The following is a 24,482-nucleotide window of genomic DNA, read 5'->3' as shown; positions in this document are numbered from 1 at the left end:
ATCAAGTTGTCATTACGTCTACTATGGCCTCACCAGACAAATTGGTATGAATTGGTTTTTCAGAGGTAAAATGTGAATAAAAGTCATGTGATTGAGCACTTGAAGTTCGCTCTGGAGTGCAAGCTGCAAGAAGCACAACAGGCCGCAGACAGCGCAAGAGCGGATGCGATTCATGAACAAAGCGCGGCGGAAACTCAGTATGACTCACTCAGTATTGAGTCTGGTTACCTGGCGGAGGGTCAGAGCGAGAGGGTAGATCAGGCACATCAGGCGATTCATGCGTTTGCGAGTACATATACATTAAGTACTCCATCAGCTATCCAGATTGGCGCTTTGGTTGAACTGACGGATGAACAGGATGAGCATCACTGGTTCTATATTGGTCCCTGTGAGGGCGGATTAAAGCTGACACTGGGCGCAACTCAGGTGAGAGTGATCACATTGGCGTCCCCTATCGGACGGGCACTTCAAGGTCGTACCGCTGGAGAGGAAATAGAGTTTCATTTTAACGGCACGACTCAGTGGCTAGAAGTAGCCAGCCTTTCATGATTAGGAAAACAGTTTTTTCCTGACTACCTGACGGTATTGACTGGGTGTTTGATTCATCGTGCTTTTAAATACCCTTGTAAGTTGTCCCTGAGAACTAAAGCCACACGCCAGGGCAATTTCCTGAATACTTAAATTCGTCGAGGCCAGCAGTTCAGTCACTTGCCGAACCCGCACTGTTTGTAAGTAATTGGCAGCAGTTTGGCCTGTCGCAGCTTTAAAACGGCGATTAAAAGTTCGGTAACTCATACCAAACTGAGTGGCAATATCTGGAAATGTAATTTCATCGGCACAATTGTTACGTAACCAAAACTGGATGGACGCAATTTGCTCGTCACTGTGTCTGTCTACTGCGCCTTCCAGATATCTTTGTTCTTCGTATGGCTTACGTACTTCATGGGAAAAATTTTGTTGCACATGGTGCGCCGCCTCGCGACCATAGAATTGACCAATAAGATGAACGACCACGTCTGCCAAGGCATTCAAACTGGCTACTGTATACAAGCGTTCTGACTGAGTAATAAAGTAGTCTGGTCGTAAAGCAACGAGCGGGTAACTGCGTTTGAACTGATCTGCATAATGCCAGTGAGTTGTGGCTGAGTGACCATCCAGGATCCCGGACTCTGCGAGGAAACATACCCCGGTACCGACACCAATGAGCGTTGCACCTGCACGCCATGCCTGAGCCACATTTGAGATCAATGACTCATTTCTTCGTAGCACGGGGCGGGGATTACGCCAGATACTGGGAATAATAATATAGTCAAATTCACTGAGTGCGGCGTAACTGGTGTGTGCTGAAAATGGGATGCCCATGGATGAGTTAACAGGGTCACCTGTTTCACTCAGCCAGGCAAGCTCCAGAGGAATAAACTCATGACCAAGGTGGCGTCTCGCAAATGCCTCACCAGCGCGGAGCATCTCAACCGGCAGCGTCACACTGGTTATAAGCATTTGTTCATAAATTGTGAAGGCAATGCGGTGGCTGTGGTTATTCATCTCATCCGATCTCTATTGTGTGGCGTATTTTGCATGTTATGTGGCGAAAAATGTAAAGTAACATATTTTTCTTCGTTCTAAAATCGGCTTATGAGTTTTAGTAGATAAGAGATTGATATGACAGCATTACCAATTATCGTAGGCATGGGAGGCGTAAATGCTTCCGGCAGAACCTCGTTCCATCAGGGGTATCGCCGTATTGTATTAGACAGCCTGGATGATGCTGCAAGACAGGAAACCTTTTTGGGCCTGGCAACGTTGATGAACTTGGTATCATTACAGGGCTCGGAACTGGTTACTGCAGATGGTGAAGTTGTAAGACCGGATCAGATTGAACCTTTGTTTGGTCGCCAGATCATAGAAGGCACGCTGATCCGAAAAATCGAAAAAAATCACTTTGATGTTGACGCAACACACTGGCAGCAGAAATTGACTATGCAGGCAAGTGATGATAGCGGCCTGACTTTTACCTGCCGCAAACGTGACTTACCAACGCCGGTGCCATCCAGCTGGCAGGTAGAATTAATTGACGAAAAAACCGCTCAGGTATTTATCCCTGAGCAGTTGGAAGTGAAAGTTGACAGCCACAGGGATAACCCTATTAAAGCCGCTGGTCAGTTGCCAACCGGGTTTGACCCGTCAGTGATGTATAACAGTCGTTATCAACCGCGTGGCCTTCAGGCAACGATTTTTGCTGCGACTGATGCAATACGCTCAACAGGCCTGGACTGGCAAACAGTGATGAACAGTGTTGAGCCTGATCAGATTGGGACTTACTCAGCCTCAGTGGTAGGGCAAGTGAACGATGAAGGGTTTGGTGGACTGTTTCGCAGTCGAATGAAAGGCGAGCGGGTGAGTACTAAGCAACTGGCTCTGGGCCTCAACACTATGTCAACAGACTTCATTAACGCCTATGTAACGGGTAGTGTGGGCACTACCTTCTCAACATCAGGCGCTTGCGCGACTTTCCTGTATAATTTGCGTGCGGCGGTTAATGATATTCAGGCGGGTCGTACCCGCGTTGCAGTCGTTGCCAGTGTAGAGTGTGCCCTGACTCCTGAGGTGATAGAAGGCTTCGGTAATATGGGGGCACTGGCCAACGAGGAAGGTTTGCGTAAACTGGATAATACCGAACAGGTTGACTATCGCCGCACCAGTCGTCCGTTTGGCGAAAACTGTGGCTTTACCATTGGAGAAGGGGCTCAGGTTGCCATTCTGATGGATGACAAGCTGGCGCTGGATCTGGGGGCTGATATTATGGGTTCAGTCGCAGATGTGTATGTCAATGCTGATGGCGTTAAGAAGTCAATTACCGCACCGGGTCCTGGTAATTACATCACAATGGCAAAGTCTGTCGCTCTGGCGGAACAAATCGCAGGCACAGAAGCGCTGCAGCAACGTAGCTTTATTCTTGCGCATGGCTCGAGCACACCACAAAACCGTGTGACAGAATCTTTTATTTATCATCGTATTGCAGAGACCTTTGGTATTGATGGCTGGAAAGTGGCAGCACCCAAAGCATTTGTGGGTCATACAATAGGCCCGGCATCGGGCGATCAGCTTGCAATGGCACTTGGAGTATTTAGTCATCAAATTATGCCAGGCGTTACAACCATAGATGCAGTCGCTGACGATGTTTATGATCAACATCTGGATATTCGTACACATCACTACCATTGTGGAGAAATGGATATTGCCTTTATTAACTCCAAAGGGTTTGGTGGTAATAATGCAACTGCGACAGTTCTGTCACCAGCGATGACGCTGAAGATGCTAACCAAGCGTTATGGCGAAGCCGAATTAGCACAACACAGCGTCAAGCTGGCAGAAACAAAACAACAGCAAGCCAGCTATCAACAGGCGGCTGATCTTGGCCAGTATGAACTAATTTATCGCTTTGGTAATGGCATGATCGATGAATCACAATTGCAGTTAAGTAAAGAAGCGCTGGGTATTCCGGGCTTTGATAAATCAGTCAAACTGACAGTGAATAATCAGTATGGGGATTTGACCGTTTAAAATATTATGTTAAGCAAACAAAAGGCGCGTCAGCGCCTTTTTTTGTGGTTTACTTCAGATACTGCGCGTGGAAATCCAGTTGCGCATCAATGAATGACGAAATAAAGAAGTAGCTGTGATCATAACCCGGGTGCATCGTCAGTGTAAGGGGATAGCCCACAGTCTGAGCCGCTTTTACCAGAGCTTCGGGCTTAAGTTGCTCATCAAGGAACTGGTCGTCCTCACCCTGATCAATGCGAACAGGCACCTTCAGGTCGTCCTTACTTTGTCTGAGCAAGTTGCAGGCGTCATAGGCCAGCCAGGCTTGACTCTCATCACCCAGATAACCCGAAAATGCTTTCTTGCCCCATGGGCAATCTGCCGGGTTAGAAATAGGGCTAAACGCAGAGATACTGCTATAACGCGATGGGTTTTTTAGCCCGATAACCAGTGCGCCATGACCACCCATAGAATGGCCAGCGATGGCACGCTTATCAGAAACTAGGAACTGCTGCTCGATCAGCGCAGGTAACTCTTCGCTTACGTAGCTGTACATCTGATAGTGTTTATCATAGGGCGCTTGAGTAGCGTTGACATAAAAGCCTGCTCCCAGACCAAAGTCATAACATTGCTGTGGGTCATCAGGTACATCTTCGCCACGCGGCGATGTATCTGGAGCCACGATTGCGATACCTAACTCATTGGCCCGCTTAAATGCACCGGCCTTTTGCATAAAGTTCTCGTCAGTGCAGGTCAATCCCGACAGCCAGTATAGTACAGGTACTGGCTGGGTGTTATTTGCCTGTTCTGGCAGGAAGATAGCAAAGGTCATATCACACTGAGTGTGCTGACTTTGATGGCGATAGCGTCGATGCCAGCCACCGACGACCTTGTTTTCACTCACTAATTCCATATACTTCCCTTAGAAATGGATCACCGAACGAATACTCTTGCCCTGATGCATCAGGTCAAAGGCCTCGTTGATATCATCGAGTGACATTGTATGGGTGATAAAATCATCCAGTTTAAACTCGCCTGCGAGGTAGCGTTCGACGATTTCTGGTAGTTCAGAGCGACCTTTAACTCCGCCAAATGCGGTGCCACGCCAGACACGGCCTGTTACCAGCTGGAAAGGACGAGTTGAGATTTCCTGGCCTGCGCCGGCTACGCCAATAATGACAGATTCGCCCCAGCCTTTATGGCAGCATTCCAGTGCACTGCGCATCACATTGACATTGCCAATACACTCAAATGAAAAGTCCACGCCACCATCGGTCATCTCTACGATGACTTCCTGAATAGGTTTGTCATAATCGTTCGGATTAATTACGTCGGTTGCGCCGAGTTTTTGTGCCAGTGCATACTTGTCTGTGTTGATATCCACGCCAATGATCCGGCTGGCACCCGCCATAACCGCACCTATTACCGCAGACAGGCCGATCCCGCCTAGTCCGAAGATAGCGACGGTATCACCAGGCTGTACTTTTGCGGTATTCATGACCGCGCCCATGCCCGTGGTTACGCCACAGCCTAGCAGGCAGATCTCTTCAAGAGGGGCGCTTTTATTCACTTTGGCCAGAGAAATCTCAGGCAGTACCGTGTACTCAGAGAAGGTCGAGGTACCCATGTAGTGATAAATCGGTTCACCATCTTTGTAGAAACGCGTGGTGCCGTCCGGCATGACACCTTTCCCCTGAGTCGTACGGATTTTTTGACACAGATTTGTTTTCCCTGAGGTACAGAACTTACATTCACCGCATTCAGGTGTGTACAGAGGGATCACATGATCACCAATCGCCACGCTGGTCACGCCTTCGCCCACAGCCTCAACAATGCCGCCCCCTTCGTGGCCTAGAATAGCCGGGAACACGCCTTCAGGATCGTCGCCAGACAAAGTGAATGCATCTGTGTGACACACGCCGGTGGCAACGATTTTGACCAATACTTCGCCCGCTTTGGGCATCATTACATCCACTTCCTCAATGCTCAGTGGTTGTCCAGGCCCCCAGGCAATCGCTGCCCGTGATTTAATAAACTCAGCCATCATTACTCCAGTTTTGTAGTGTGAAAACAAAAGTATAACTTGCTCTGAGAGTTTGATAATCTTAAAAATTAAGAAAGACTTTTACGTATTTGTAATAATGGACAGATGGTCAGGTTTAGATGAATTTGTAGCGGTGGCGACCTGCGGGTCATTTACAGGTGCTGCACAGCAGTTGGATACGTCCGTGGCACAGGTAAGCCGGCGGGTTAAAACGCTTGAGTCAGAACTCGGATATCAGCTACTCACACGTACAACACGTAATCTGGCCCTGACTCCGGAAGGCCAGGTCTTCCTGAGTCATGCACGGCTGCTGCAGCACGCCTACGAGGACGCGACAGCCGCTTTGCGGCAAAGAGATACTCAGCCTACGGGGAAAATCAGGATGACGGCACCCGTGATGTATGGTGAGCAATATATTATGCCGCTGGTGCATCAATTTATGTGTCGCTTTCCCTCTGTGACTGTGGATATGGAATTGACCAACGCTCAGTTAGACTTGGTGGAGCAGGGTGTGGATCTGGCGATTAGAATCGGCCAGCTTAAAGATTCTTCATTACATGCGAAGCGATTGTCTCAACGGCGCACTTTGGTATGCGTTTCACCCGATTACCTGAAACAGCATCAGCCAATCACGCGCATCCGAGATTTAGCAGAGCATAATTGTTTGCTGGGCAATGCGCAGTACTGGCGTTTTATGGATCATGGCGTTGAACGGCATGTAAAAATATCCGGAACACTCAGATGTAACAGCGGTTGGGCATTACTTGATGCGGCCAGGCAGGGATTGGGAATTGTACAACTCCCCCATTATTACGTTCAGGAAGCCCTTGAACGTGGGGAGTTAGTGACAATCTTGGATGACTTTACACCTATGGAGGAGGGGATCTGGGCGGTTTACCCGCCCAGAAAATATTTGTCGACGGCTATTCGTGCGCTCATCGACTTTTTAGCGGAGCATCTCTAGGCCTGAGTATTGCTTGCCTCCATGGCTTCCAGTGCTCTGCTCAGAGCTTGTTCCCGGCTGTTACAGAATGCATGCTCTCCCAGTTTGCTGCGAATATCAAACTTCTGAAGCTGCTCGCTGGTGTCTTTATTAGGTGAGTAGATGAAGACCTGGCAATCCGCATCCAGTGCATCGCTGATGGCGTTTTCAATCGCCAGGCTGACGGTCACATCCAGCATCGCGACATCACTTAAATCGAGCACCATCGTCTTATACTCGCCAATATGACGGTGCTGGCGGGTAATCGCTTTTGATACGCTGAAGATCATTGGCCCTGACAGGTAAAAGAACAATAGCTGGCCCTTAGCCTGTTCCAACAATGCGCGTTCGTGGGTGGATAATGGCACGTCTTCATCGGCATCGCCGTCACTGATGGCTTTGACATGTTGTTCCTGCACACGGCTAAGGCGTTCAATGACCATAATGTTGGAAATAAACACACCCAGGCCAACAGCAACCATTAAATCGACGAATACAGTGAGCAGCATAACGCCGTACATGATAGCCATCTGGCTAATACTGAGTTTGTGCGCGCGCTGGATAAAGCTCCAATCGAGAATATTAATCCCGACGTAGACGGCGATACCAGCGAGCACAGCCATCGGGATTGGTTCAGTCAGGCTGCCCGCAACAAACACAACGGCCATCAGGATCAGCGCCCGGAAGATACCGGCTAGTGGAGAGCGAGCACCTACCTGAATATTTACCACGGTACCCATCGTGGCACCAGCACCAGGTAAAGCACCAAAAAAGCCTGCAATCATGTTTGCAATACCCTGACCACGAAGCTCTTTGTCTGAGTCATGCTCGGTACGGGTTAAGCTATCACCAATGACGGCTGTCAGTAATGTATCTATGCATCCAAGCGTCCCCAGTACTAGTGCGTCAATGACCATTTCTGTAAACAGTTCAGGGGTAAAAGTTGGCCAGACAATCTCAGGCAGGCCGCTGGGAATCTCGCCAATTCTGCGAATGCTGTCGGTATCGAAAAGCAGGATGGATATCAGGGTAACAACGACTAACGCAACCAGCTGAGCGGGAACGTACTGACGATATTTCTTTGGCATGTAGAAGAGGACACCCAAAGTCAGAAGACCTAGAAAAAGCTCGGAGATGTGTAGATTTAGAAACAGTTCAGGAAAGGCAGATAAGGTCCCGGGCACGCCGCCAGGAGGAGCTTGATGGCCCAAAAGTGGTGCCAATTGCAGGATGATCAATATTACACCGATACCTGACATAAACCCGGACACTACACTGTAGGGCATTAAAGTGACGTATTTACCGAGTTTGAGCGTACCCAATAATATCTGGAATGCCCCAGCCATCATCACCACAGTAAAGGCCATTGCCGGTCCGGCTTCGGGGTATTTTGACACCATAGTGGTCAGCACTGCTGTCATTATGACCGTCATCGGGCCAGTTGGCTCTGAGATCAGGGAGGTTGAACCGCCAAACAAGGCAGCGAAGAGGCCAACGAGAATTGCGCCCCACATACCGGCTTCAGCTCCGGCTCCGGATGCCACGCCAAAGGCGAGGGCGAGTGGTAGGGAAATGATTGCAGTGGTCACACCACCGAACAAATCTCCCTTGAAATTCATATGTTTAAATCTTGATAACGAAAACATTGAAGGTCCATACCGCGAGATTTGCCGCATTCTACACTAAAATCCAGTGTAATTTAGAGCCACAATAAAAAAATTTTACACTTTTTTTTGGGGTCAAAGGTATGACCCTGCTTTCTCGATTGTGCTAGTATCGTGCACTGAACTTATATATAGAAAAATAAACTATTATGTTTCAGCCTGTTAGCCTTTATATAGGGCTTAGATACAGCCGTGCTACAAAAGGCAACGGGTTTGTGTCTTTTATTTCGTTTTTTTCCATTGCCGGTATTGCACTTGGTTTAATGGCACTGATCACGGTCAGTTCCGTGATGAACGGGTTTGAGCAGAGCCTTAAAAACGCCATGCTAGACTTGATCCCCCATGTGCAGCTGCACAAGTCGTCAGAAGACCAAAAGGCAGAGGCAGCACAGTTATTAGATAAATTAGCTACTTTACCTGAGGTAAAACGGGTTACGCCTTATGTGACCAGTGATGTGATCCTGCAGACCAATAAAGATCTGGTTGGGGTACGACTACAGGGTGCTTTCAGTGGTTATCCTTCCGCACTCGAGCCCCATGTCGAAGCGGGCAGCATAGCGCAATTTCGTGAGCAAAAATATCAACTGGCATTAAGCCGCTATTTGGCGAACCAACTGGACGTTCGTTTAGGCCAAAAAGTTCGCGTGATCATGCCGGATATCAGCAGCTACACCCCGATGGGACGGGTACCCAAGCAGCGCTTGTTCACTGTGGCTCTGATCTACAATACGCGCAGTGAAGCCGACGTTAACTTGGCCTTTGCTGATGGCAAAAGTTTGCAACGTTTGCTTAAGCGCAAACCTGCGGACTTTGATATCAGTATCACCCTCAAAGATGCGTTTGCCGTCAATGAGTTTAAAACCACTTATGCTCCACTGCTGTCAGGTCTGACGTATTCAGACTGGCATGTACAACAGGGGGCGCTGTTTGCTGCTGTGGCGATGGAAAAACGCATTATGTCGCTATTGCTTGGGCTGATTGTGATTGTCGCTGTCTTTAATATTGTTTCTGCTTTATCCATGATGGTCAGTGAAAAGCAGGGCGAAGTTGCTATTTTACAAACTCTGGGGTTGGCACCGAGTGCCATCGCTCGGGTTTTTATGGTTCAGGGGCTGTATAACGGTGTAGTGGGTACCCTGTTAGGCACGGTATTTGGCTACCTGCTGGCCAGCAATATCAATGAAGTGGTAGCGCTTAGCGGCTTATCTTTGCTTGGTGGGGCTGAGTTACCAGTTCGGTTCGACTGGTTGAGTTTGAGCCTGATAGTAGCAACCAGTTTGTTATTGAGTTTTATTGCAACATTGTATCCGGCGTTTAAGGCCGCAAAAGTGCTTCCTGCTGAGGTGTTAAGGTATGAGTGATTTAGTAATTGAGTGTCAGGGTCTGAATAAGGCCTATGATGAAGCGGGGCAGCAGGTAGAGGTGTTAAAAGGGGTCGAACTGGCGCTTACACAAGGCGATATGCTGGCAATTGTCGGTAGTTCAGGCTCGGGTAAAAGTACCTTGCTACATATTCTTGGCACGCTGGATACTGCAAGCAGTGGCACAGTTCACATTAAGGGCACCGATGTCGCCAGCTTGTCGCGTCGCAAGCAAGCCGATTTTCGCAACCAAAACCTGGGCTTTATCTATCAGTTTCATCATTTGTTGATGGATTTCACTGCGCTTGAAAATGTCGCAATGCCGCTGCTGATATCGGGTCAGTCGCCCAAAGCAGCGCACGCTCAGGCTGAGAAAATGCTGGATAAAGTGGGGTTGGCACATCGTGGTGGTCATCGTCCGTCTGAGCTATCCGGTGGTGAACGTCAGCGCGTAGCGATTGCCCGGGCATTGGTCACCCGCCCAGCCTTGGTACTGGCGGATGAGCCGACGGGGAACCTGGATAAACAAAATGCATTGAAAATTTATGCATTACTCAAAGAGCTTAACCGTGATTTGAAAACCAGCTTTGTGGTGGTGACACACGATCTGGAACTCGCTGCCAAACTAGGTCGTGCAGTGGCACTGGATGACGGTGTTCTGGTAGAACATTCGTTACAGAGTGAGGCTTAGTGCAATGCTGAGTATATTTATCAGTAACCGGTTACGTGCATCTAAACATCAGGCTGGGTTGATCGGGTTTTTGAGTAAATCGTCAACGCTTGGTGTGATGCTGGGTGTGGCCGTATTGATTGTCGCATTATCGGTCATTAATGGGTTTGAGCAGCAGCTAAAGACCCGCTTGTTGTCAGTGGTGCCCCATGTGGCTTATCAGGCACCATATGAGCCAATTTCTGACTGGCCTGATAAGGTCCGTTTACTGGAGGCACAACAGGGCATTGTTGCAGCAGCACCAGAGATTTCGGTCACAGCTATGGTGCAGTTTCGTGGTGAGTTGAAAGCGGCAGAAGTGAAAGGTGTAGATTTTGCTTCTCATCACACGGTTTCGGAGGTGGGGCAGTTTATCAAAGGGACGTCGTTGTCTGCGTTGTCTGGGGATGACATAGTTTTAGGTCAGCATATTGCCAAAGAGCTGGGGTTATCGCCCGGAGATAAGGTCACGTTGTTGGTGGCCAATCCTCAGGCTGATTCTCCCCTGGCGGCACCAAAGCGGTTAAACTTTGTATTGGCTGGTGTCATTGACATGGGTGGGCCAATCGACCGGTCATTGGCCTTGGTATCGGTGAAAAGATTACAACAGGCAATGGGGCTGGCTGAGGACCAGGTAACCGGATTGCGCGCAAAAGTCGACGATGTATTTTCTGCACATCAGATTGCGATGTCTGCAGGCAGGGCGTTACCCGATCTGGTTTATGTTAACAGCTGGTTTCGCACCCAGGGCAGTCTTTATCAGGACATTCAGATGGTCAGAACCATAGTCTACCTGGTGGTGTTTCTGATAATCGCAGTGGCCAGCTTTAACATTGTGTCCTCCATGGTGATGGAAGTAAAAGAAAAGCAGGCGGATATCGCCATTTTAAAAACCATGGGGGCGAAAGATAGTACCATTTTTGCAACCTTTGCTATCCAGGGGATAAGTTATGCGCTTATCGGTGCACTGGTTGGCCTGTTTATTGGTATTGTGCTGGCACTGAATATCTCTGACTTATTCCGTGCCTGGATTGAGATGGATGGCGACAACCCGTTACAGGGAGTGTACTTTATTGAGTTTCTGCCTAGCCAGTTGATGTGGTTTGATGTGGTGGCCGTGTTGTCTATCACTCTGGTAATAGCTGTTTTGTCCTGCCTGTATCCAGCCTGGCAGGCTGTTAAAGTCGACCCAGCCAGAGTTCTCGGGGGCTAAGTGCGAGTAACGCCCTCTCTTAGCAGGCGTTACTCTTCAAAATGCAGATAGCTGGACTTATCTGCCACCACATACTCAACAAAATCAGTAATACTCAGTGGCTTGCTGTAGTAATAGCCTTGCACGTATTCAACGCCTTTGGCCTTAGCGTAAATCATCTGATCTAAGTGCTCAATGCCTTCTGCAACCAGAGGCTTATCGAGATTTTTTGCCAGAGAGACGATGGAATTAAACAAAGACTGCATTTTTCCGTCACTGACAACATGGGTAACAAAGGCACGGTCTATTTTTATCTCGTCGAAATGCAATTTGCACAAGTAACTCAAGCTGGAGTAACCGGTACCAAAGTCATCTATGGATATCATCAGCCCCTGACTTTGTAGCTTCTGTAAAATCTCATTGATGTAATTAAAGTTGTCAATCAGGGCCGACTCAGTCAGCTCTAATTTAATCTTAGCGGGATTGAGTGCCAGTCTGTCCAGAGCTTGCAGCAGTCGGGTGGTAAAGTTAACATCGAGAATTTCTACAACACTGATATTGATGGCAAAACGGAACAAACTGGCTTCAATTTGTTCCTCGGCCAGCAGCGCCTTTAATACGTTGATCTGGCTTAGCGTAAAGTGCGTAAGTTTGTTGATTTCTCCTGTACTTTCTATGACAGGAATAAACTCAGTAGGCGGAATAGGTTGGCCGTCAAGCTCCCAGCGCATCAGACATTCCGCACCAATCAGGCGTTCGGTTTTGGTGTCATGTATTGGCTGAAAGACTACTTCAAAACTGTCCTCAAGATTGCCCTGATAAAGGGCACTGCGCAGACCGGTTTCAATTTTGTTTTGTCGTTCAATCTGCTTGGCCAGCGTATCTTTGAATTCTACCAGGCGATTATGATCCGCGAGCGAATCAAAGGTTGCCATTTCCGCTTTGTTGAGACTCAGCTCATGGTCGTCGTCGGGTTGTTCTTTATAGTATCCAAGAGAGACATTACTGTAGAAGCTGTTGCCGTTAAAGTTAAATGGCTCATTGAGCTGTTTGTACAGCGTTTCTATATTGATGGGCACAAAATGCGGGATAAACACACAGTAACAATCGGAAGAGTGTTTTGAAAAAATGCCTTTATCGAACTCGCCCTGAAACCGTGCAAGGATCTCCATAAATACCAAGTTGGCGACGCCAATATTCCACACCTCGGAAATACGTTGAAAATTACAGATGCGGACACAGCAAATGGTACCCTGATGTGGTTGTTCTTTAATTTTACTGATGAAGGCATCCCGATAGAGTAATCCGGTATGGGGATCGCGGATAGCTAATTGTTTGTTCAGACGCCTGACTGAAATCAGCTCTTCTATGGGCTCCAGCCTGATGTAGTGAATATTATCCTGCCTGAAGCTATACAACTTCACCCAGGTAACGCTGCTGTTGTCAATACTGACGCCAAGCTCTATCTGGTCAAAGATTGGATCGAATAAAATCTCTGAAATACTGAGCTCTTTAAAATCTTCGTCAATAAACACCAACTTTTGTGACAGGATATCACCGGGTTTTAAATCCAGCATGCGCTCTGCTGCACCAGAGAGGGCTGTGATCTGGCCTTGCTCATCATAGCTGAGATAGGCAATGTCCAGAAGTTGACTCAGTTGCTTTTTCATACAGATCACCCAAGCGCTTTTTGGATCTGATAAGGGAGGTTACTTAGCGCATAGATTTTGTCGACGGCCCCCCTTGCGATGGCTTCTTTTGGCATGCCAAATACTACACAGCTGGCTTCACTCTCTGCAAAAGTGATCGCACCTTTTTGCTTCATTTCTAGCAAACCGCTCGCTCCGTCGTTTCCCATACCGGTTAAGATCACACCAATGGCGTGGTTTCCAACCGATTGAGCCACAGAGCGGAACAGCACATCGACCGAAGGCTTGTGGCGACTCACGAGTGGCCCATCGCGTATTTCTAAATAGTAGTCTGAGCCCTGGCGTTTTACCAACATATGCTGGCCACCTGGCGCGATATAAACATGGCCTGTACGGAGCCTTAAAGCAGTTTGACCCTCCGCAACGGTATGTGGGGTGATGTCATTGAGACGTTGTGCAAACGCCGCCGTAAACTTGCCTGGCATGTGTTGCACAATGACAATTGGAGGAGATTGAACTGGCAGTAGCTGGAGCAGCCGGGCGATTGCCTCTGTACCACCGGTAGAGGCACCAACGGCAATGACTTTCCCTGCGTTGTCTGGTGGTTGTGCGGTTTTGTGTGCAGGCAGTACTTCTTCTGTTGTATGCAATTCCCGAAACGTGCCTTCATCCAGATATTTAAGCTGACGAACTTTGGCTTTGTTAGCGGCTTTGATGGCATCAATGATCTGCGAGACAGAATCGCTGTGCAGAAACTCCCCCAGCCCTTGAGTGGGTTTGGCAATGACATCGACTGCGCCACAGGCCAATGCCTCGATGGCAGTGGTGGTTTTTTCCTGCGCCAACGCCGAGCAGATTATCACTGGCGTAGGACGTTCCTGCATGATTTTTTTCAGGAAGGTTAAGCCATCCATTTTTGGCATCTCCACGTCCAGCAAGATCACATCTGGCCAGTTGAGTTTCATTTTGCGCTCGGCAATGATAGGGTCCGGTGCCGTGCCACTGACATTTAAGGTGCGCTCATGGGCGATGACCTCACTCATGATCTGGCGCATCAGGGCAGAATCATCGATGATAAAGACACTGGTCATAAGGCCACCTTCTTATAGATGCACGGACTCAGAGTTTGCAGACATGCGGGTTTATCGCGCATGGCTTCCGAATGTCCTAAAAAGAGTAAACCGCCATGGTTTAAACGCTTGATGATATTACTTAGGATGGCTTGTTGTTTGGGTTTGTCAAAATAGATCAGCACATTGCGCAGAAAGATAACATCAAAAGAGAAATCCACCGTGGTCAGGTTCAACAAGTTATCTTCCTGAAAACTACATTGTTTCTTCAGTGAGGAGATAAGCGTAAAATTGTCGGCATTCTTGCCTGTTCCTTTCATGCAATAGCGGATACGGTAACGTTTCGGGATCTTCCCCACGGTGGAAATCGCATAGCGGGCATCTCTGGCCATCAGCACCGACATTTCAGAAATATCCGTTCCGATAACATGCCAGGGTCGATTGTAAAACAGATCGTCGAGGATCATAGCGAGTGAGTAGGCTTCTTCACCGCTGGAGCAGGCTGCACTCCAGGCGCGAATTGGTGAATGTCTGGGGCGATTGTGTTGATAGTAGTGGTAAAGAAATTCAAACTGGGCCTGCTCGCGAAAAAAATAGGTCTCATGTGTGGTCAGCTTATCGATGAAAATCTGTAGTTCCTCTTTGCCCTCCGGTGTCAGTAATAATCGGTAGTATTTGCTAAAAGACGGACTGCGACTGGCGCGCAACCGGCTGGCAAGGCGACTGGCCACAATATCGGCTTTGTTTTTACCCAGACTTATCCCGGTATGTTGTTCAAACAGCCGGTTGAGTTGTTGAAATTCCAGCGCTGAAATCGCCATAGTGATCTAGCGCTGGCAAAACCGGGTAAAAAACTCGGCCTGAGAGGACTTGAGCTGAGTATTGATTTCGCTGATATTGAGCACGCTTTTCATATCCAGCAAAATTGTGAGTTGATTATTAATCTTGGCCATTTTCCAGACGAAGTGACGGGGAATGTTGGCGCCAAACGAAGGTGAATCTTCCAGCTGAGTACAGTTGATAAACTGGATGGACATTACGCCACTGACCAGCATGCCGAGTGTCATGACCTCATCCAGGCTGGGGTCGTAGAAGTCATACAATACAATACAGCTGTATTTATTGTAGGGTTGAGGGTTTTTCAGCATCAGGCGATGCTGCAGGTCCAGTACGGGGATCACGCTGCCCCGAACATTGATCACGCCTCGGATCACCTGATTGCACATAGGCACCATAGTGGTGTCGGTCAGCTCAATGACCTCTTTGACTGACTCTATCGGAATGCCAAAGGTGTCGTTTCCGATAGACACGAGCAAAGAGTGGAGCTCATCATTGCTTGCCGTGTTTTCTGCCACCATAGTTTCTGAATTCATGCTAGGTCTCCTTAAACTGTGCGTTGGAGTCGGCATCAAGAGGCAGTTCAAATGACAGCTGTTTGTGTTGCTGCTGCAAGTCGTCAAACAACTGCATATCATCCAGCGTCAGTATTTTAGTGATGTCCAGTATGGTCATCAGGTTGTCTGTTAATTTGGCCAGACCATATACAAAACGACTATGAAACTGGCCGGCAATACTGGGCACCTGATCAATTTCGTGAGCCGGGATATCTAACACTTTGGTGACCATATCTACTTTCAGACCAACAGTAATATTTTGTGCTTTGTAGTTGCATTCAGCCACAATGATACAAGTGCGATTGGTGATGGCCTGTACAGGCTTGTTAAGCCTGACTGATAAATCAAAAACCGGGATAACCAGCCCTCTAAGGTTGATGGCACCAATAATAAAATCGGGCGCCATGGGGATCTTGTCTACCTCAATGTACTCCATTATCTCTCTGACAATGGAAATACTGATTGAATACGACGCGCCGTTAAGTTCAAACGCCAGGTACTTATTGTGGTCATAAGCCGTGGTGCCAGTGCTGGAAACTGAGTCATTCATAGCACATTACTCATCAAACGGGGTATAACCGTCTTCCCGACTATGACCGTTTTCATGGGCCATATGAGCAGGGCGCCCTTTACTGCCACGGCCGTTATTACTCAATTTAAAGTAACCGACGGTAGAGCGAATATCCCCGGTCTGGTCCTGAACCATCTTAGCTGTAGAGGCGAGCTCTTCTGAGGCGGAGGCATTTTGCTGGGCGATTTCATCAAGCTGGGCAACGGTGCGATTGATTTCAGCAACGCTGGTGCTTTGCTCTGTCGAGGCGGCGGTGATTTCCTGCACCAGATCCGCAGTTTTTCCGATATTAGGTACCATTCTGTCGAGCATTGCACCGGCATGCTGCGCAATCTTAACGCTGTTGTCGGCCAGTGTACTGATATCCTGTGCGGCAACCTGAGAACGCTCGGCCAGTTTACGCACCTCATCTGCTACCACGGCAAAGCCTTTACCATGCTCACCGGCTCTGGCGGCCTCAATGGCTGCGTTCAGTGCCAGCAGATTGGTTTTGTAAGCGATGTCTTCGATAATACCAATTTTTTCGGCAATCTGCGTCATGGCCTGAACCGTGTCTTTTACCGCCTGGCCGCCATCATTTGCTTCACTGCTGGACTGCTTGGCAATGTCATTGGTCATTTTCGAGTTCTCCGTATTCATCGAGATAGAAGAGCTCATTTGCTCCAGTGATGCGGAGGTTTCCTCGACGCTGGCAGCAAGCTGATTCGAGGTGGAGCTGAGCATACGGGAGGTGGTGCTGACTTCGTTGGTGCTGTGGGCGATGGACTCAACGGACTCCTGAATATCTAATAAAATGTTTTGCAGTCGCTCAATGAAGCCGTTAAAACTTTGTGCCGTCTGTCCGATTTCGTCATTGCCAAAATCCGGGATACGGCGGGTCAGGTCGCCTTCTCCTGAACGCAGGTCCTCCGCGGCATCCGCGAGTGCATTAATAGGTAGGACAATCCCGCGGATCAAGAAGGCGGCGGTGGCGATAGCAAGCACAATGGCGACTATCAGCAAGCCCCACACCAGCTGGATACTGTCACGAGCGGCAGACATCAGGTCATTGAGAGAGGTGGTGCTTTCAGCAATGGCTTCGTTGGAGATCTTTTCCAGTATTTCCTCTATTTTACTGAAAATATCATGCTCAAGCCGGTCAACATCTTTAGACGCCTGGATCTTCTGTCTGGGGTCGTACATCGCGAAAATCTCTTTACCGCCGTTATAGAGCCCCAGATACATGCGTTCGATATCACCAATGGCTTTTATTTCCAGTGGTTTTCTCTCGAGCGGTTTGAGTTCAGCCAGAAAGTTGGAAAAGGTCCGTGCGTCTTTTTCGAACGCGGCGGTGGCACCCACTCGTCCCCGCATATAGGCATTCAGCGAGCTCATCATGTCGCCTTGCTCGTCTATCAGCTCCAGGTAATAGCGCACGCCGGGTAAATCATCGTTAACCACTTCAGCAAAGTCACCGCTGCTGCCGGCATCAGCCACTTCTGCCTCTTTCTGTGAATCGAGCAGGCTTTCCAGTGGCTCTGCGAATTCGCGGTTGAGGTACTCATACTTTTCGACTGCTTTTTCCTCCTGAAGGGGATCAAAGCGATCAAAGATCAGTTCCTGGTTTTCGCTTGCATAACGGCGCACCAAATCCTCCAGTTGACGAATGTAGCTGGTATCAACAGAGTTGAGCCGTTTAAGGTCTTCCAGATAGTTTGTAAACTCACTGTAATTAGACAAAAAGTCTGCTTTTTCATCGGCTTCACCGGCAATGTATTCCAGCACATTGCTGTTCATGTCGCCAAGCTCATCGAGCATATTCAGTGCATAGATGGCTTCGGGGATGTCGGTTTGACCCACATCGGTGGCAAATCCTTCGATACGGCCATTTTTCATTTGCACAGACACGGCAATCACCAATAGCAGCAGCCCCATGGTAAACATGGCCAGAATGATTTTGTTTTTGATGGTCAGATTCTTAAACATCTTTATGCTCCGATTTATCTGACTAATGCTTGAGTTCTAAGGACTCGTACATAGTAATTGCGGTGCGGATCAAGGCAGATACATCAAGAATAATGGCCACTTTGCCACTGCCGAGTATGGTAGCGCCGCTGATACATTTGAGGCCTTCGAACAGCCTCCCCAGAGGTTTTACAACGGTCTGAAACTCTCCTTGCAGCGAGTCCACGACCAGGCCAGCTCTAAGCGTGCCAAACTGGACGATGACCAGTGATTCCTTCGCGTGTTCAATTTGCTGCTCGATCCCAAACAGGGTGCGCAGACGAATAAAGGGCAGGACCTCAGTTCTGAGGTTAATGTAGTTTTTATCCTGAATATCAGATTCTGAAACCACCTCGTGCAGTTCCAGGCATTCAACCACGGTATCCAGGGGGATCACATAGTCTTCATCACCGACGGTAAACATAAATCCGTCTATGATGGATAAGGTCAGTGGCAGGCGAATAATTATTTTAGAGCCCAGTCCTTTGGTGCTGTCGACTTCTACACTGCCACGCAGGCTCTCAACATTGCGTTTTACCACGTCCATGCCCACGCCACGACCGGAAATACTGGTCACGGCTGCGGCGGTAGAGAATCCGGGTTCAAAAATCAGCAGATTTATCTCTTTATCCTGTAATGAGTGTTCTTGATTGACTAAGCCATTTTCAATGGCTCGGGCCAGTATCTTGCTTTGATCCAGCCCCTGACCATCGTCCTGAATTTCGATGACGATGGAGCCAGAATCATGGTAGGCCTTAAGCGTCAGCTGACCACATGCCGGTTTACCTGCGGCCAGTCGTTGTTCGGGTGATTCAATACCATGATCAATGGCATTACGAATAATATGCATCAGTGGATCGCTGACTTTTTCAACAAAGGTTTTGTCCAGCTCGGTGTCGGCGCCGACAATATTGAGCTCCACCTCTTTGCCTAGCTCATCGGCCACATCGCGAACAACGCGTTTGAATTTATTAAAGGTTTCACCAATCTGGACCATACGCAGTTTTAACGAGCTGTCTCGAATGTTCTCAACCAGGCGTTCCAGCAGAGCCATGGCTTCAATCAGTGTTTCGTTACCCGTTTCGTGTGCCAGTAAATTGGTTCTGGCCCCCGTGATCACCATTTCCCCAACCTGATCGATCAATCGATCTAGCTTCATGGCTTCAACCCTAAGCGTTTTGCTCGTGTGAAGCTTATTTTTCTTCTTACCTTTTGTCTGAGCTGGCGGCTCGGTATCGTCTGGTATAGATGCTGGCTCCAAAGGCCGGGCGGGGAGGCGTGATTGCGTCAGTTGTGCCAAAGTGGCATGAAACTGAGCGGGGTTTGGAAAGTGTTTTGCGCAACCTTCAATGGCGCTGTAGTGACACTGAGCTGGTGGTAAAATCTCAACTACTGCATCATTTTTTATAAATTCGAAAATGTCCTCTATCACGCTTTTGCTCAGGCTGGTTTGAAATAACATCAAAAAGGCCAGGTAACAGGATTCAGGGTCGTAGGGTGTATCGGCATTGAGCGCAGTACAATTGGTGGCCACTTCAAGTGATTCCACTTCGTTGTTTAGAAAGTGGATAAACGGGTAAGGATCCAGGCCGTTGCGCAGCACATTCTCGTTAGGCACGAAACATATAAACCAGGGTCCATCTTGCAACTGTGTTTCACTATCAGCATCTTTATTTTGCGGTGTGTCGACGTTGTCGGTAAATTCACTGAACTGCTCGGTGAGCTTTGCAAGCTGGCTAAGTTGTTGCGCACTGGGCTCACTTTCCGATGCGGCGAGCTGGACCAATTCATCACACAGATCGCCGGTTTCCAGATACAAAGAGAGCAGGGCCCTGCTCATTTCCCTGTTACCAGCACGAACGTCATCCAGTACCGTTTCGGCAATGTGCGTCAGGCTCACAACATAGTCAAAGCCAAATAATCCGGCACTGCCTTTTATGGTGTGAATAGCGCGGAAGATGGCATTGATGGTCTCTTCCTGATCAGCACTGGCATCACTGCTTTCGAGATCAAGCAGGCTATTCTCCATCTCCGCGAGTAGCTCTTTTGACTCGTTGACAAAGGTGGTGATGGCGGCACTCAAATCAACAGACATAACTAAGGCTCACTCTTAGTGGCGCCTGAGAGAGGCACATTTAATAAAGACAGTCTGGCAGTGAGCAGATCGGATAAGACAAGGGTGCCTATCTGAACACCTGTGTTACGGCAGTAATTTACCAGCCAGATAGCCAGCTGGATCCCGGCGCTGTCGAGCTCATCGATATGGCTAAGATCCAGCGCTATCTGCTGTTTTCCTGCCAAAAAAGCGATGAGTTCCGTATGCACATCCTGTACTTCGTAGATGGTCAGCTCCGCAGGAAACTTAAAACACTCGGACATGGCTGTCACATCATCAGTAATTTAGATACGGCCTGAAGCATTTGTGCAGGTTTGAAGGGTTTAACCATCCAGGCCTTCGCCCCGGCTTTCTTACCTTCTTCCATCATGCTTTGCTGGTTTTCCGTGGTCAGCATAATCACGGGGGTGAACTTATACTGTGGGAGTTGTTTGACATTTTTGACGAATTCAATGCCATTCATATTGGGCATGTTGACGTCACTGATGATAAGGTGCACCTTGTTGCCGTTAAGTTTACTCAGAGCATCTTTGCCATCACAGGCTTCAATCACCTGATAGCCAGCACCTGTCAGCGCAATATTTACAACTTGTCTTAACGAATCGGAATCATCCACCACTAGTATGGTTTTGCTCATAACTTGCCCTCATGCTGTATGTCAGAAAAAAGTGAGATCGTCGACTGTATCGTCGTCCTTATCATTCTTGGCATTGCCACTTTTAGTCGCCAGAATATGCCTTTGCTCTCGTGTTGCAGCTGTGCGCGATAACGCGTCACTGATCCTTTCATGATTGAATCGGGCGTTGGCACTGCTGCGACGCTGCGCAATAAACTCATCGAGCTCTTGAGTCATTATGTCCAGGGCAATCGTAACGCTGTCCTGGATCTGATCGACACGGTCCTGAAATTGTAAGTCGACCAGTATTTCCGAGATTTTCTGTCGATTATCCTCATTTGAGGTTTGCAGCACCTGCGCTTGTTGCTCTACGTTTTGTGACAAGGTGAGCCAGGTATCAATTACTTCATTAATTTGCTGCTGATATTTGTCGGTCAGAGCCTGGCGCTCCGCCAGTTCGTTTTCCATCATGGTCATAGAGCTGTGCATTGCCTGAGCGATAGTTTCGACCATCTTGTTGATCTTCACCCCTGTCTCACCGCTTGAATTAGCCAGCGCGCGTACTTCATCGGCAACCACCGCAAACCCACGGCCATTGTCTCCGGCACGTGCAGCTTCGATTGAGGCATTGAGTGCGAGTAAATTGGTTTGCTCAGCAATTTTAGAGACGTCAATTGACATTGACTGTAACTCCTTGCTTTGCTCTACCATGGTTTTAAAGGTTTCTGTTCGTTGTTGCTGGCTGACGTTGGACTGTTCGAGATACGCGAGGATCTGGGTAAGTTGTTCACGGCTGTGCTGAGCTGTTTGCTGCAGGCTGTTGGCGCTGCTATCGTCCAGGTTACTTAGAGTTGAAGTAATATTGCTGACAAGCTGTGAAAATTCAGCGGACATATTATCGACGGCTTGTTTGGTTTGCTCCCGGGCACTGTTAATCTGCTCTCTTAGCTGAGGGGTAATGGTGTGGCCTAGTTGCTCAAGGCAAGCGAGGTCTGAGTGTTGCCCATCTGAGTTAGCTTGCGCTGGCGGTGCATCCGCGGGTATCACATTGTTGGATACACGATGGGCGACAAATAAACCCATAGCAGATAAGCCTGTCACTATCGAAGCGACTACCCAGCCTGATGCATACCAGGTTATGGCAAAAATCACTAACTGAAGTGCGATGATAAGTGGGAGCATAACGGAGCCACTCAGGCCACTGAAATCGTCTTTTAATCCTAGTCGAGTCTATTTATTGTGCAAATGCAAATAATCACATGTCGCTTATTCTGGGCCCCGAATTGGCTTTGAGTGAGGTTGACGCTTGCATCCGGTTGTCAGAATCCCTAAAGTAGGGGGAAAACGACAATGAAGTACGCAGAATGAATAAACACGTTACACAATTAAGTGAAGAGCAGCAGCAATGGCTTGCTCAATGGCAACAGGCATCTTTGCAGGCAGCACAAAAATACCTGGCAGAAAAAGGGATACTGGGATTGAATATCCAGGCGAAAGAATCACGTATTTTACCGCCGATTTGCGGGATTTGGAAAATCAAGGATAATTTGGGTAAGGGGTACTGGGTCATATCTGGTAAAGTCCCTACTGATTCCATGCCGGTGAGCGGCGCGGCAGACGCTCGCGCAGCACTCAAGCACTTTTCCTATCAGTGGCAAATTAAAGCAGATAAAATCCTTGCTGCGGAGCAACTGGATCCAGCCCGGGTAGAATACGCTAACATTCTGGTTCAGCATGCCCATGGTTTATACGATATGGCAAGCGAAGAGCAACTTTGGGCTAATGCAGCATCGTAAAAGGCTCACAGTTCATTTCTTTCACCGGGCATTTCATACGCTGTCTTGGAATGCCTGCTTCCATAAATACGCTGCCCTGTTTAGAAAATCCTGACTTAAGAAACGTTGGCACTTCATCCAGGATGCACTGCACAAACACATCCTCGTAGCCTTTCTGTTCGGCCAGAATGCTCAAAAAGCCAATTAAAGACTGATAAGCCTCGCGATTTCGGTGCGCCCGAACAATTGCAATCCGACTTATCAAGCCGTCACAGCATAGCCTGCCTGTTCCGATAGGGCACTGATTTTCGTCCCGCACCAGCACATGCTCTGCGGTTTTGTCGTGTTGATCAAATTCAACTTCTTTAGGTAGGTGAAGCTCGTAAACAAAGACGCGTTCACGGATTTGGCGCAGTTGTCCCTGAGTTTTTTGCCAACTCACTCTATCGACGTGGTAATTCATGATTGCCTCGCATCAAACATCATAATCACGCCTGACCAAGGGACCAGCCTGTGCTCTTTATTATTAAGGCACCGAACTTGCCGATGCCCCTTATTGTGTGACTAACCCTTAGATTCAGGTAATTACACCCAGTCCTCAATGTAAAAGGACCCATCGTTTATAAGCGTAGTTAAAGTTTGTTTAAATTCCAAACATTCAATTGCGCTCAATAATGAGGAAATTGGAGTAGTTGTCTGATCTGTCAGCTGTTTCACTGCTGGTAAGACCTCAAGAGGAAGGGTAAAGTTTTGTCCATTTACGCTCAGTATCACAATTTGTGTCGTTACCTGATACAGCGCTCTGACCCCACCTGAACGTACCAGTACATCATCAGATGAAACGTCCTCCAGCAAGGCATCAGCTGGCAGTGGTGGATCCAGCGGTGCCAGGTCCATTTCATGTTTAGGCTCACTGAGTGTACGCCCCAGCCACTCATCGAATATGTCGTTGTCATGGAGTACCGATTCAAGCATGGTACGGATTTTACCTTTATCCTGACTACTGATCTCGCCCAGAGAGTCACGCAGCGTAAGGTCCGGGTCACTGTAACGCGTTGAACCTAACTCTGAGTCAATTAGGTGGTCGGCGAGACTGGAGAGTAGATCTCTTTGATCTGGTGCTCTGAAACCCACTGAGTAGTTCATTGCATTCTCAACAGCATAGCCTTCGTGAGGGCAGCCAGGCGGAATATACAAAATATCTCCAGGCTCTAACTCTGCGTCTATGACAGCGTCGAACTGTTCTACCTGCAACAAACTCTTGTTTTGAGCAAATTGCTTCAGGCTTGCATCGGGCATACCGACACGCCAGCGTCGTTTGCCCTGACCCTGAATAATAAAGACATCGTACTGGTCGAGGTGCGGACCAACACCGCCCCCGGGCGTTGAAAAACTGATCATTAAGTCGTCAATTCGCCAGTTTGGAATAAACCGAAAGGGCTCAAGTAAGGTCGCCGCCTGAGGATGCCAGTGGTCAACCGCTTGCACCAGTAAAGTACTGTGTTGCTCGGTAAGTAAAGAGAAATCTTCAAACGGACCATGATGTGCATCCCAGTGATTGTCATGATTAGTGACAATACGCGACTCTATGTTTTCTTCCATTGCCAGACCGGCCAACTCTTCTGGCGATAGAGGGTCGCTGAAATCCTTAAAGCCTTGTTTGATAAGCAGCGGTTTTTTTTGCCAATACTGAGTAAGGAAAGCTGCCTCGGTGAGGGCATTGAGAGATAGCTGATACATAAAGGGCTCCAATAAAAAAGCGAAAGTCCGGCACTGCGCCGTAACTTTCGCTTCTCAGATTTAGGTGAGATTA

General features: G+C 48.3%; 23 protein-coding genes. 7 read left to right on the top strand and 16 right to left on the bottom strand.

The annotated features are described in order from the left end of the window. Positions 1–72: 72 nt before the first annotated feature. Entirely contained in the window at positions 73–549 is a 477-nt protein-coding gene (locus tag ACXAH1_RS11670) for a GreA/GreB family elongation factor (protein ID WP_475196847.1), read from the top strand. On the opposite strand, the gene ACXAH1_RS11665 is transcribed toward ACXAH1_RS11670, so the two are convergent. Beyond that, a complete protein-coding gene (locus ACXAH1_RS11665; protein ID WP_475196845.1) occupies positions 550–1,545 on the bottom strand; it encodes a GlxA family transcriptional regulator in 996 nt (331 codons plus the stop codon). A gap of 117 nt (positions 1,546–1,662) precedes the next feature. Here ACXAH1_RS11665 and ACXAH1_RS11660 point away from each other — a divergent pair, with 117 nt between their 5' ends. Continuing rightward, on the top strand, positions 1,663–3,564 hold the full coding sequence (locus ACXAH1_RS11660; RefSeq protein WP_475196844.1) for a beta-ketoacyl synthase: 1,902 nt from the start codon (positions 1,663–1,665) through the stop codon (positions 3,562–3,564). 49 nt (positions 3,565–3,613) lie between these two features. On the opposite strand, the gene fghA is transcribed toward ACXAH1_RS11660, so the two are convergent. Then, a complete protein-coding gene (fghA, locus tag ACXAH1_RS11655) occupies positions 3,614–4,456 on the bottom strand; it encodes an S-formylglutathione hydrolase (protein WP_475196841.1) in 843 nt (280 codons plus the stop codon). Between the two features lie 9 nt (positions 4,457–4,465). Then, positions 4,466–5,590, bottom strand: a complete 1,125-nt coding sequence (locus tag ACXAH1_RS11650; protein ID WP_138543718.1) for an S-(hydroxymethyl)glutathione dehydrogenase/class III alcohol dehydrogenase — start codon at positions 5,588–5,590, stop codon at positions 4,466–4,468. Between the two features lie 94 nt (positions 5,591–5,684). On the opposite strand from ACXAH1_RS11650, the gene ACXAH1_RS11645 reads away from it, so the two are divergent. Further along, entirely contained in the window at positions 5,685–6,551 is an 867-nt protein-coding gene (locus ACXAH1_RS11645) for a LysR family transcriptional regulator (protein ID WP_475196837.1), read from the top strand. On the opposite strand, the gene ACXAH1_RS11640 is transcribed toward ACXAH1_RS11645, so the two are convergent. Then, positions 6,548–8,215 (bottom strand): SulP family inorganic anion transporter, encoded by a 1,668-nt coding sequence (locus tag ACXAH1_RS11640; protein ID WP_475196836.1) that lies wholly within the window; start codon positions 8,213–8,215, stop codon positions 6,548–6,550. The two genes, ACXAH1_RS11645 and ACXAH1_RS11640, sit on opposite strands and share 4 nt — an antisense overlap. Positions 8,216–8,382: 167 nt before the next feature. Between ACXAH1_RS11640 and ACXAH1_RS11635 the strand changes: the two genes are divergently transcribed. From ACXAH1_RS11635 to ACXAH1_RS11625, 3 genes are read left to right on the top strand one after another with little or no spacing between them, the layout of a single operon-like run. Beyond that, entirely contained in the window at positions 8,383–9,594 is a 1,212-nt protein-coding gene (locus tag ACXAH1_RS11635) for a lipoprotein-releasing ABC transporter permease subunit (protein ID WP_475196835.1), read from the top strand. Then, positions 9,587–10,285 carry a lipoprotein-releasing ABC transporter ATP-binding protein LolD gene (gene lolD, locus ACXAH1_RS11630; RefSeq protein WP_475196834.1) on the top strand — a complete coding sequence of 233 codons (699 nt, stop codon included), beginning with the start codon at positions 9,587–9,589 and terminating at the stop codon, positions 10,283–10,285. Before ACXAH1_RS11635 ends, lolD begins: the two co-directional genes overlap by 8 nt. A 4-nt stretch (positions 10,286–10,289) precedes the next feature. After that, the gene (locus tag ACXAH1_RS11625) at positions 10,290–11,516 is read left to right on the top strand and encodes a lipoprotein-releasing ABC transporter permease subunit (RefSeq protein ID WP_475196833.1); all 1,227 of its coding nucleotides are present in this window, start codon (positions 10,290–10,292) and stop codon (positions 11,514–11,516) included. A gap of 29 nt (positions 11,517–11,545) precedes the next feature. Here ACXAH1_RS11625 and ACXAH1_RS11620 read toward each other — a convergent pair whose 3' ends face one another. Genes ACXAH1_RS11620 through ACXAH1_RS11575 form a run of 10 tightly spaced genes read right to left on the bottom strand, consistent with a single transcriptional unit; the run spans position 11,546 to position 21,788 of the window. Beyond that, the gene (locus tag ACXAH1_RS11620; RefSeq protein ID WP_475196831.1) at positions 11,546–13,165 is read right to left on the bottom strand and encodes an EAL domain-containing protein; all 1,620 of its coding nucleotides are present in this window, start codon (positions 13,163–13,165) and stop codon (positions 11,546–11,548) included. A 5-nt stretch (positions 13,166–13,170) separates the two neighbouring features. Then, positions 13,171–14,235 (bottom strand): protein-glutamate methylesterase/protein-glutamine glutaminase, encoded by a 1,065-nt coding sequence (locus tag ACXAH1_RS11615; RefSeq protein ID WP_475196830.1) that lies wholly within the window; start codon positions 14,233–14,235, stop codon positions 13,171–13,173. Beyond that, entirely contained in the window at positions 14,232–15,035 is an 804-nt protein-coding gene (locus ACXAH1_RS11610) for a CheR family methyltransferase (protein WP_475196829.1), read from the bottom strand. The genes ACXAH1_RS11615 and ACXAH1_RS11610 overlap by 4 nt, the downstream gene beginning before the upstream one ends. A 6-nt stretch (positions 15,036–15,041) precedes the next feature. After that, the gene (locus ACXAH1_RS11605; RefSeq protein ID WP_253044439.1) at positions 15,042–15,587 is read right to left on the bottom strand and encodes a chemotaxis protein CheW; all 546 of its coding nucleotides are present in this window, start codon (positions 15,585–15,587) and stop codon (positions 15,042–15,044) included. A 1-nt stretch (position 15,588) separates the two neighbouring features. Then, on the bottom strand, positions 15,589–16,158 hold the full coding sequence (locus ACXAH1_RS11600) for a chemotaxis protein CheW (RefSeq protein WP_138552088.1): 570 nt from the start codon (positions 16,156–16,158) through the stop codon (positions 15,589–15,591). Positions 16,159–16,164: 6 nt separating this feature from the next. After that, positions 16,165–18,144 (bottom strand): methyl-accepting chemotaxis protein, encoded by a 1,980-nt coding sequence (locus ACXAH1_RS11595; RefSeq protein ID WP_171045335.1) that lies wholly within the window; start codon positions 18,142–18,144, stop codon positions 16,165–16,167. Between the two features lie 22 nt (positions 18,145–18,166). Then, positions 18,167–20,257 carry a chemotaxis protein CheA gene (locus ACXAH1_RS11590; RefSeq protein ID WP_475196827.1) on the bottom strand — a complete coding sequence of 697 codons (2,091 nt, stop codon included), beginning with the start codon at positions 20,255–20,257 and terminating at the stop codon, positions 18,167–18,169. 2 nt (positions 20,258–20,259) lie between these two features. Continuing rightward, positions 20,260–20,541, bottom strand: a complete 282-nt coding sequence (locus ACXAH1_RS11585) for an STAS domain-containing protein (protein ID WP_475196825.1) — start codon at positions 20,539–20,541, stop codon at positions 20,260–20,262. Positions 20,542–20,546: 5 nt separating this feature from the next. Next, a complete protein-coding gene (locus ACXAH1_RS11580; RefSeq protein WP_046003219.1) occupies positions 20,547–20,915 on the bottom strand; it encodes a response regulator in 369 nt (122 codons plus the stop codon). 21 nt (positions 20,916–20,936) lie between these two features. Beyond that, positions 20,937–21,788, bottom strand: a complete 852-nt coding sequence (locus ACXAH1_RS11575; protein WP_475197090.1) for a methyl-accepting chemotaxis protein — start codon at positions 21,786–21,788, stop codon at positions 20,937–20,939. Positions 21,789–22,258: 470 nt separating this feature from the next. Here ACXAH1_RS11575 and ACXAH1_RS11570 point away from each other — a divergent pair, with 470 nt between their 5' ends. After that, positions 22,259–22,690, top strand: coding sequence for a DUF4826 family protein (locus ACXAH1_RS11570; protein WP_475196823.1), 432 nt, complete (start codon positions 22,259–22,261; stop codon positions 22,688–22,690). Here ACXAH1_RS11570 and ACXAH1_RS11565 read toward each other — a convergent pair. Both ACXAH1_RS11565 and ACXAH1_RS11560 read right to left on the bottom strand, forming a co-directional pair. Next, complete coding sequence (locus ACXAH1_RS11565) at positions 22,674–23,132, bottom strand: GNAT family N-acetyltransferase (protein ID WP_475196822.1); 459 nt, start codon at positions 23,130–23,132, stop codon at positions 22,674–22,676. The two genes, ACXAH1_RS11570 and ACXAH1_RS11565, sit on opposite strands and share 17 nt — an antisense overlap. 122 nt (positions 23,133–23,254) lie before the next feature. Beyond that, on the bottom strand, positions 23,255–24,409 hold the full coding sequence (locus tag ACXAH1_RS11560; RefSeq protein ID WP_475196821.1) for a ribosomal protein uL16 3-hydroxylase: 1,155 nt from the start codon (positions 24,407–24,409) through the stop codon (positions 23,255–23,257). Positions 24,410–24,482: the final 73 nt, after the last annotated feature.

The sequence above is a fragment of the Pseudoalteromonas sp. AWH4_217 genome (genome assembly GCF_056161105.1).
This window is presented reverse-complemented; position numbering and strand designations above follow the sequence as displayed.

Bases quoted from the DNA above. Each gene is read 5' to 3' on its own strand.
- ACXAH1_RS11665 (WP_475196845.1), bottom strand. From the start codon at position 1,545: ATGAATAACCACAGCCACCGCATTGCCTTCACAATTTATGAACAAATG.
- ACXAH1_RS11660 (WP_475196844.1), top strand. From the start codon at position 1,663: ATGACAGCATTACCAATTATCGTAGGCATGGGAGGCGTAAATGCTTCC.
- fghA (WP_475196841.1), bottom strand. From the start codon at position 4,456: ATGGAATTAGTGAGTGAAAACAAGGTCGTCGGTGGCTGGCATCGACGC.
- ACXAH1_RS11650 (WP_138543718.1), bottom strand. From the start codon at position 5,590: ATGATGGCTGAGTTTATTAAATCACGGGCAGCGATTGCCTGGGGGCCT.
- ACXAH1_RS11645 (WP_475196837.1), top strand. From the start codon at position 5,685: ATGGACAGATGGTCAGGTTTAGATGAATTTGTAGCGGTGGCGACCTGC.
- ACXAH1_RS11640 (WP_475196836.1), bottom strand. From the start codon at position 8,215: ATGTTTTCGTTATCAAGATTTAAACATATGAATTTCAAGGGAGATTTG.
- ACXAH1_RS11635 (WP_475196835.1), top strand. From the start codon at position 8,383: ATGTTTCAGCCTGTTAGCCTTTATATAGGGCTTAGATACAGCCGTGCT.
- lolD (WP_475196834.1), top strand. From the start codon at position 9,587: ATGAGTGATTTAGTAATTGAGTGTCAGGGTCTGAATAAGGCCTATGAT.
- ACXAH1_RS11625 (WP_475196833.1), top strand. From the start codon at position 10,290: ATGCTGAGTATATTTATCAGTAACCGGTTACGTGCATCTAAACATCAG.
- ACXAH1_RS11620 (WP_475196831.1), bottom strand. From the start codon at position 13,165: ATGAAAAAGCAACTGAGTCAACTTCTGGACATTGCCTATCTCAGCTAT.
- ACXAH1_RS11615 (WP_475196830.1), bottom strand. From the start codon at position 14,235: ATGACCAGTGTCTTTATCATCGATGATTCTGCCCTGATGCGCCAGATC.
- ACXAH1_RS11610 (WP_475196829.1), bottom strand. From the start codon at position 15,035: ATGGCGATTTCAGCGCTGGAATTTCAACAACTCAACCGGCTGTTTGAA.
- ACXAH1_RS11605 (WP_253044439.1), bottom strand. From the start codon at position 15,587: ATGAATTCAGAAACTATGGTGGCAGAAAACACGGCAAGCAATGATGAG.
- ACXAH1_RS11600 (WP_138552088.1), bottom strand. From the start codon at position 16,158: ATGAATGACTCAGTTTCCAGCACTGGCACCACGGCTTATGACCACAAT.
- ACXAH1_RS11595 (WP_171045335.1), bottom strand. From the start codon at position 18,144: ATGTTTAAGAATCTGACCATCAAAAACAAAATCATTCTGGCCATGTTT.
- ACXAH1_RS11590 (WP_475196827.1), bottom strand. From the start codon at position 20,257: ATGTCTGTTGATTTGAGTGCCGCCATCACCACCTTTGTCAACGAGTCA.
- ACXAH1_RS11585 (WP_475196825.1), bottom strand. From the start codon at position 20,541: ATGTCCGAGTGTTTTAAGTTTCCTGCGGAGCTGACCATCTACGAAGTA.
- ACXAH1_RS11580 (WP_046003219.1), bottom strand. From the start codon at position 20,915: ATGAGCAAAACCATACTAGTGGTGGATGATTCCGATTCGTTAAGACAA.
- ACXAH1_RS11575 (WP_475197090.1), bottom strand. From the start codon at position 21,788: ATGTCCGCTGAATTTTCACAGCTTGTCAGCAATATTACTTCAACTCTA.
- ACXAH1_RS11570 (WP_475196823.1), top strand. From the start codon at position 22,259: ATGAATAAACACGTTACACAATTAAGTGAAGAGCAGCAGCAATGGCTT.
- ACXAH1_RS11565 (WP_475196822.1), bottom strand. From the start codon at position 23,132: ATGAATTACCACGTCGATAGAGTGAGTTGGCAAAAAACTCAGGGACAA.
- ACXAH1_RS11560 (WP_475196821.1), bottom strand. From the start codon at position 24,409: ATGTATCAGCTATCTCTCAATGCCCTCACCGAGGCAGCTTTCCTTACT.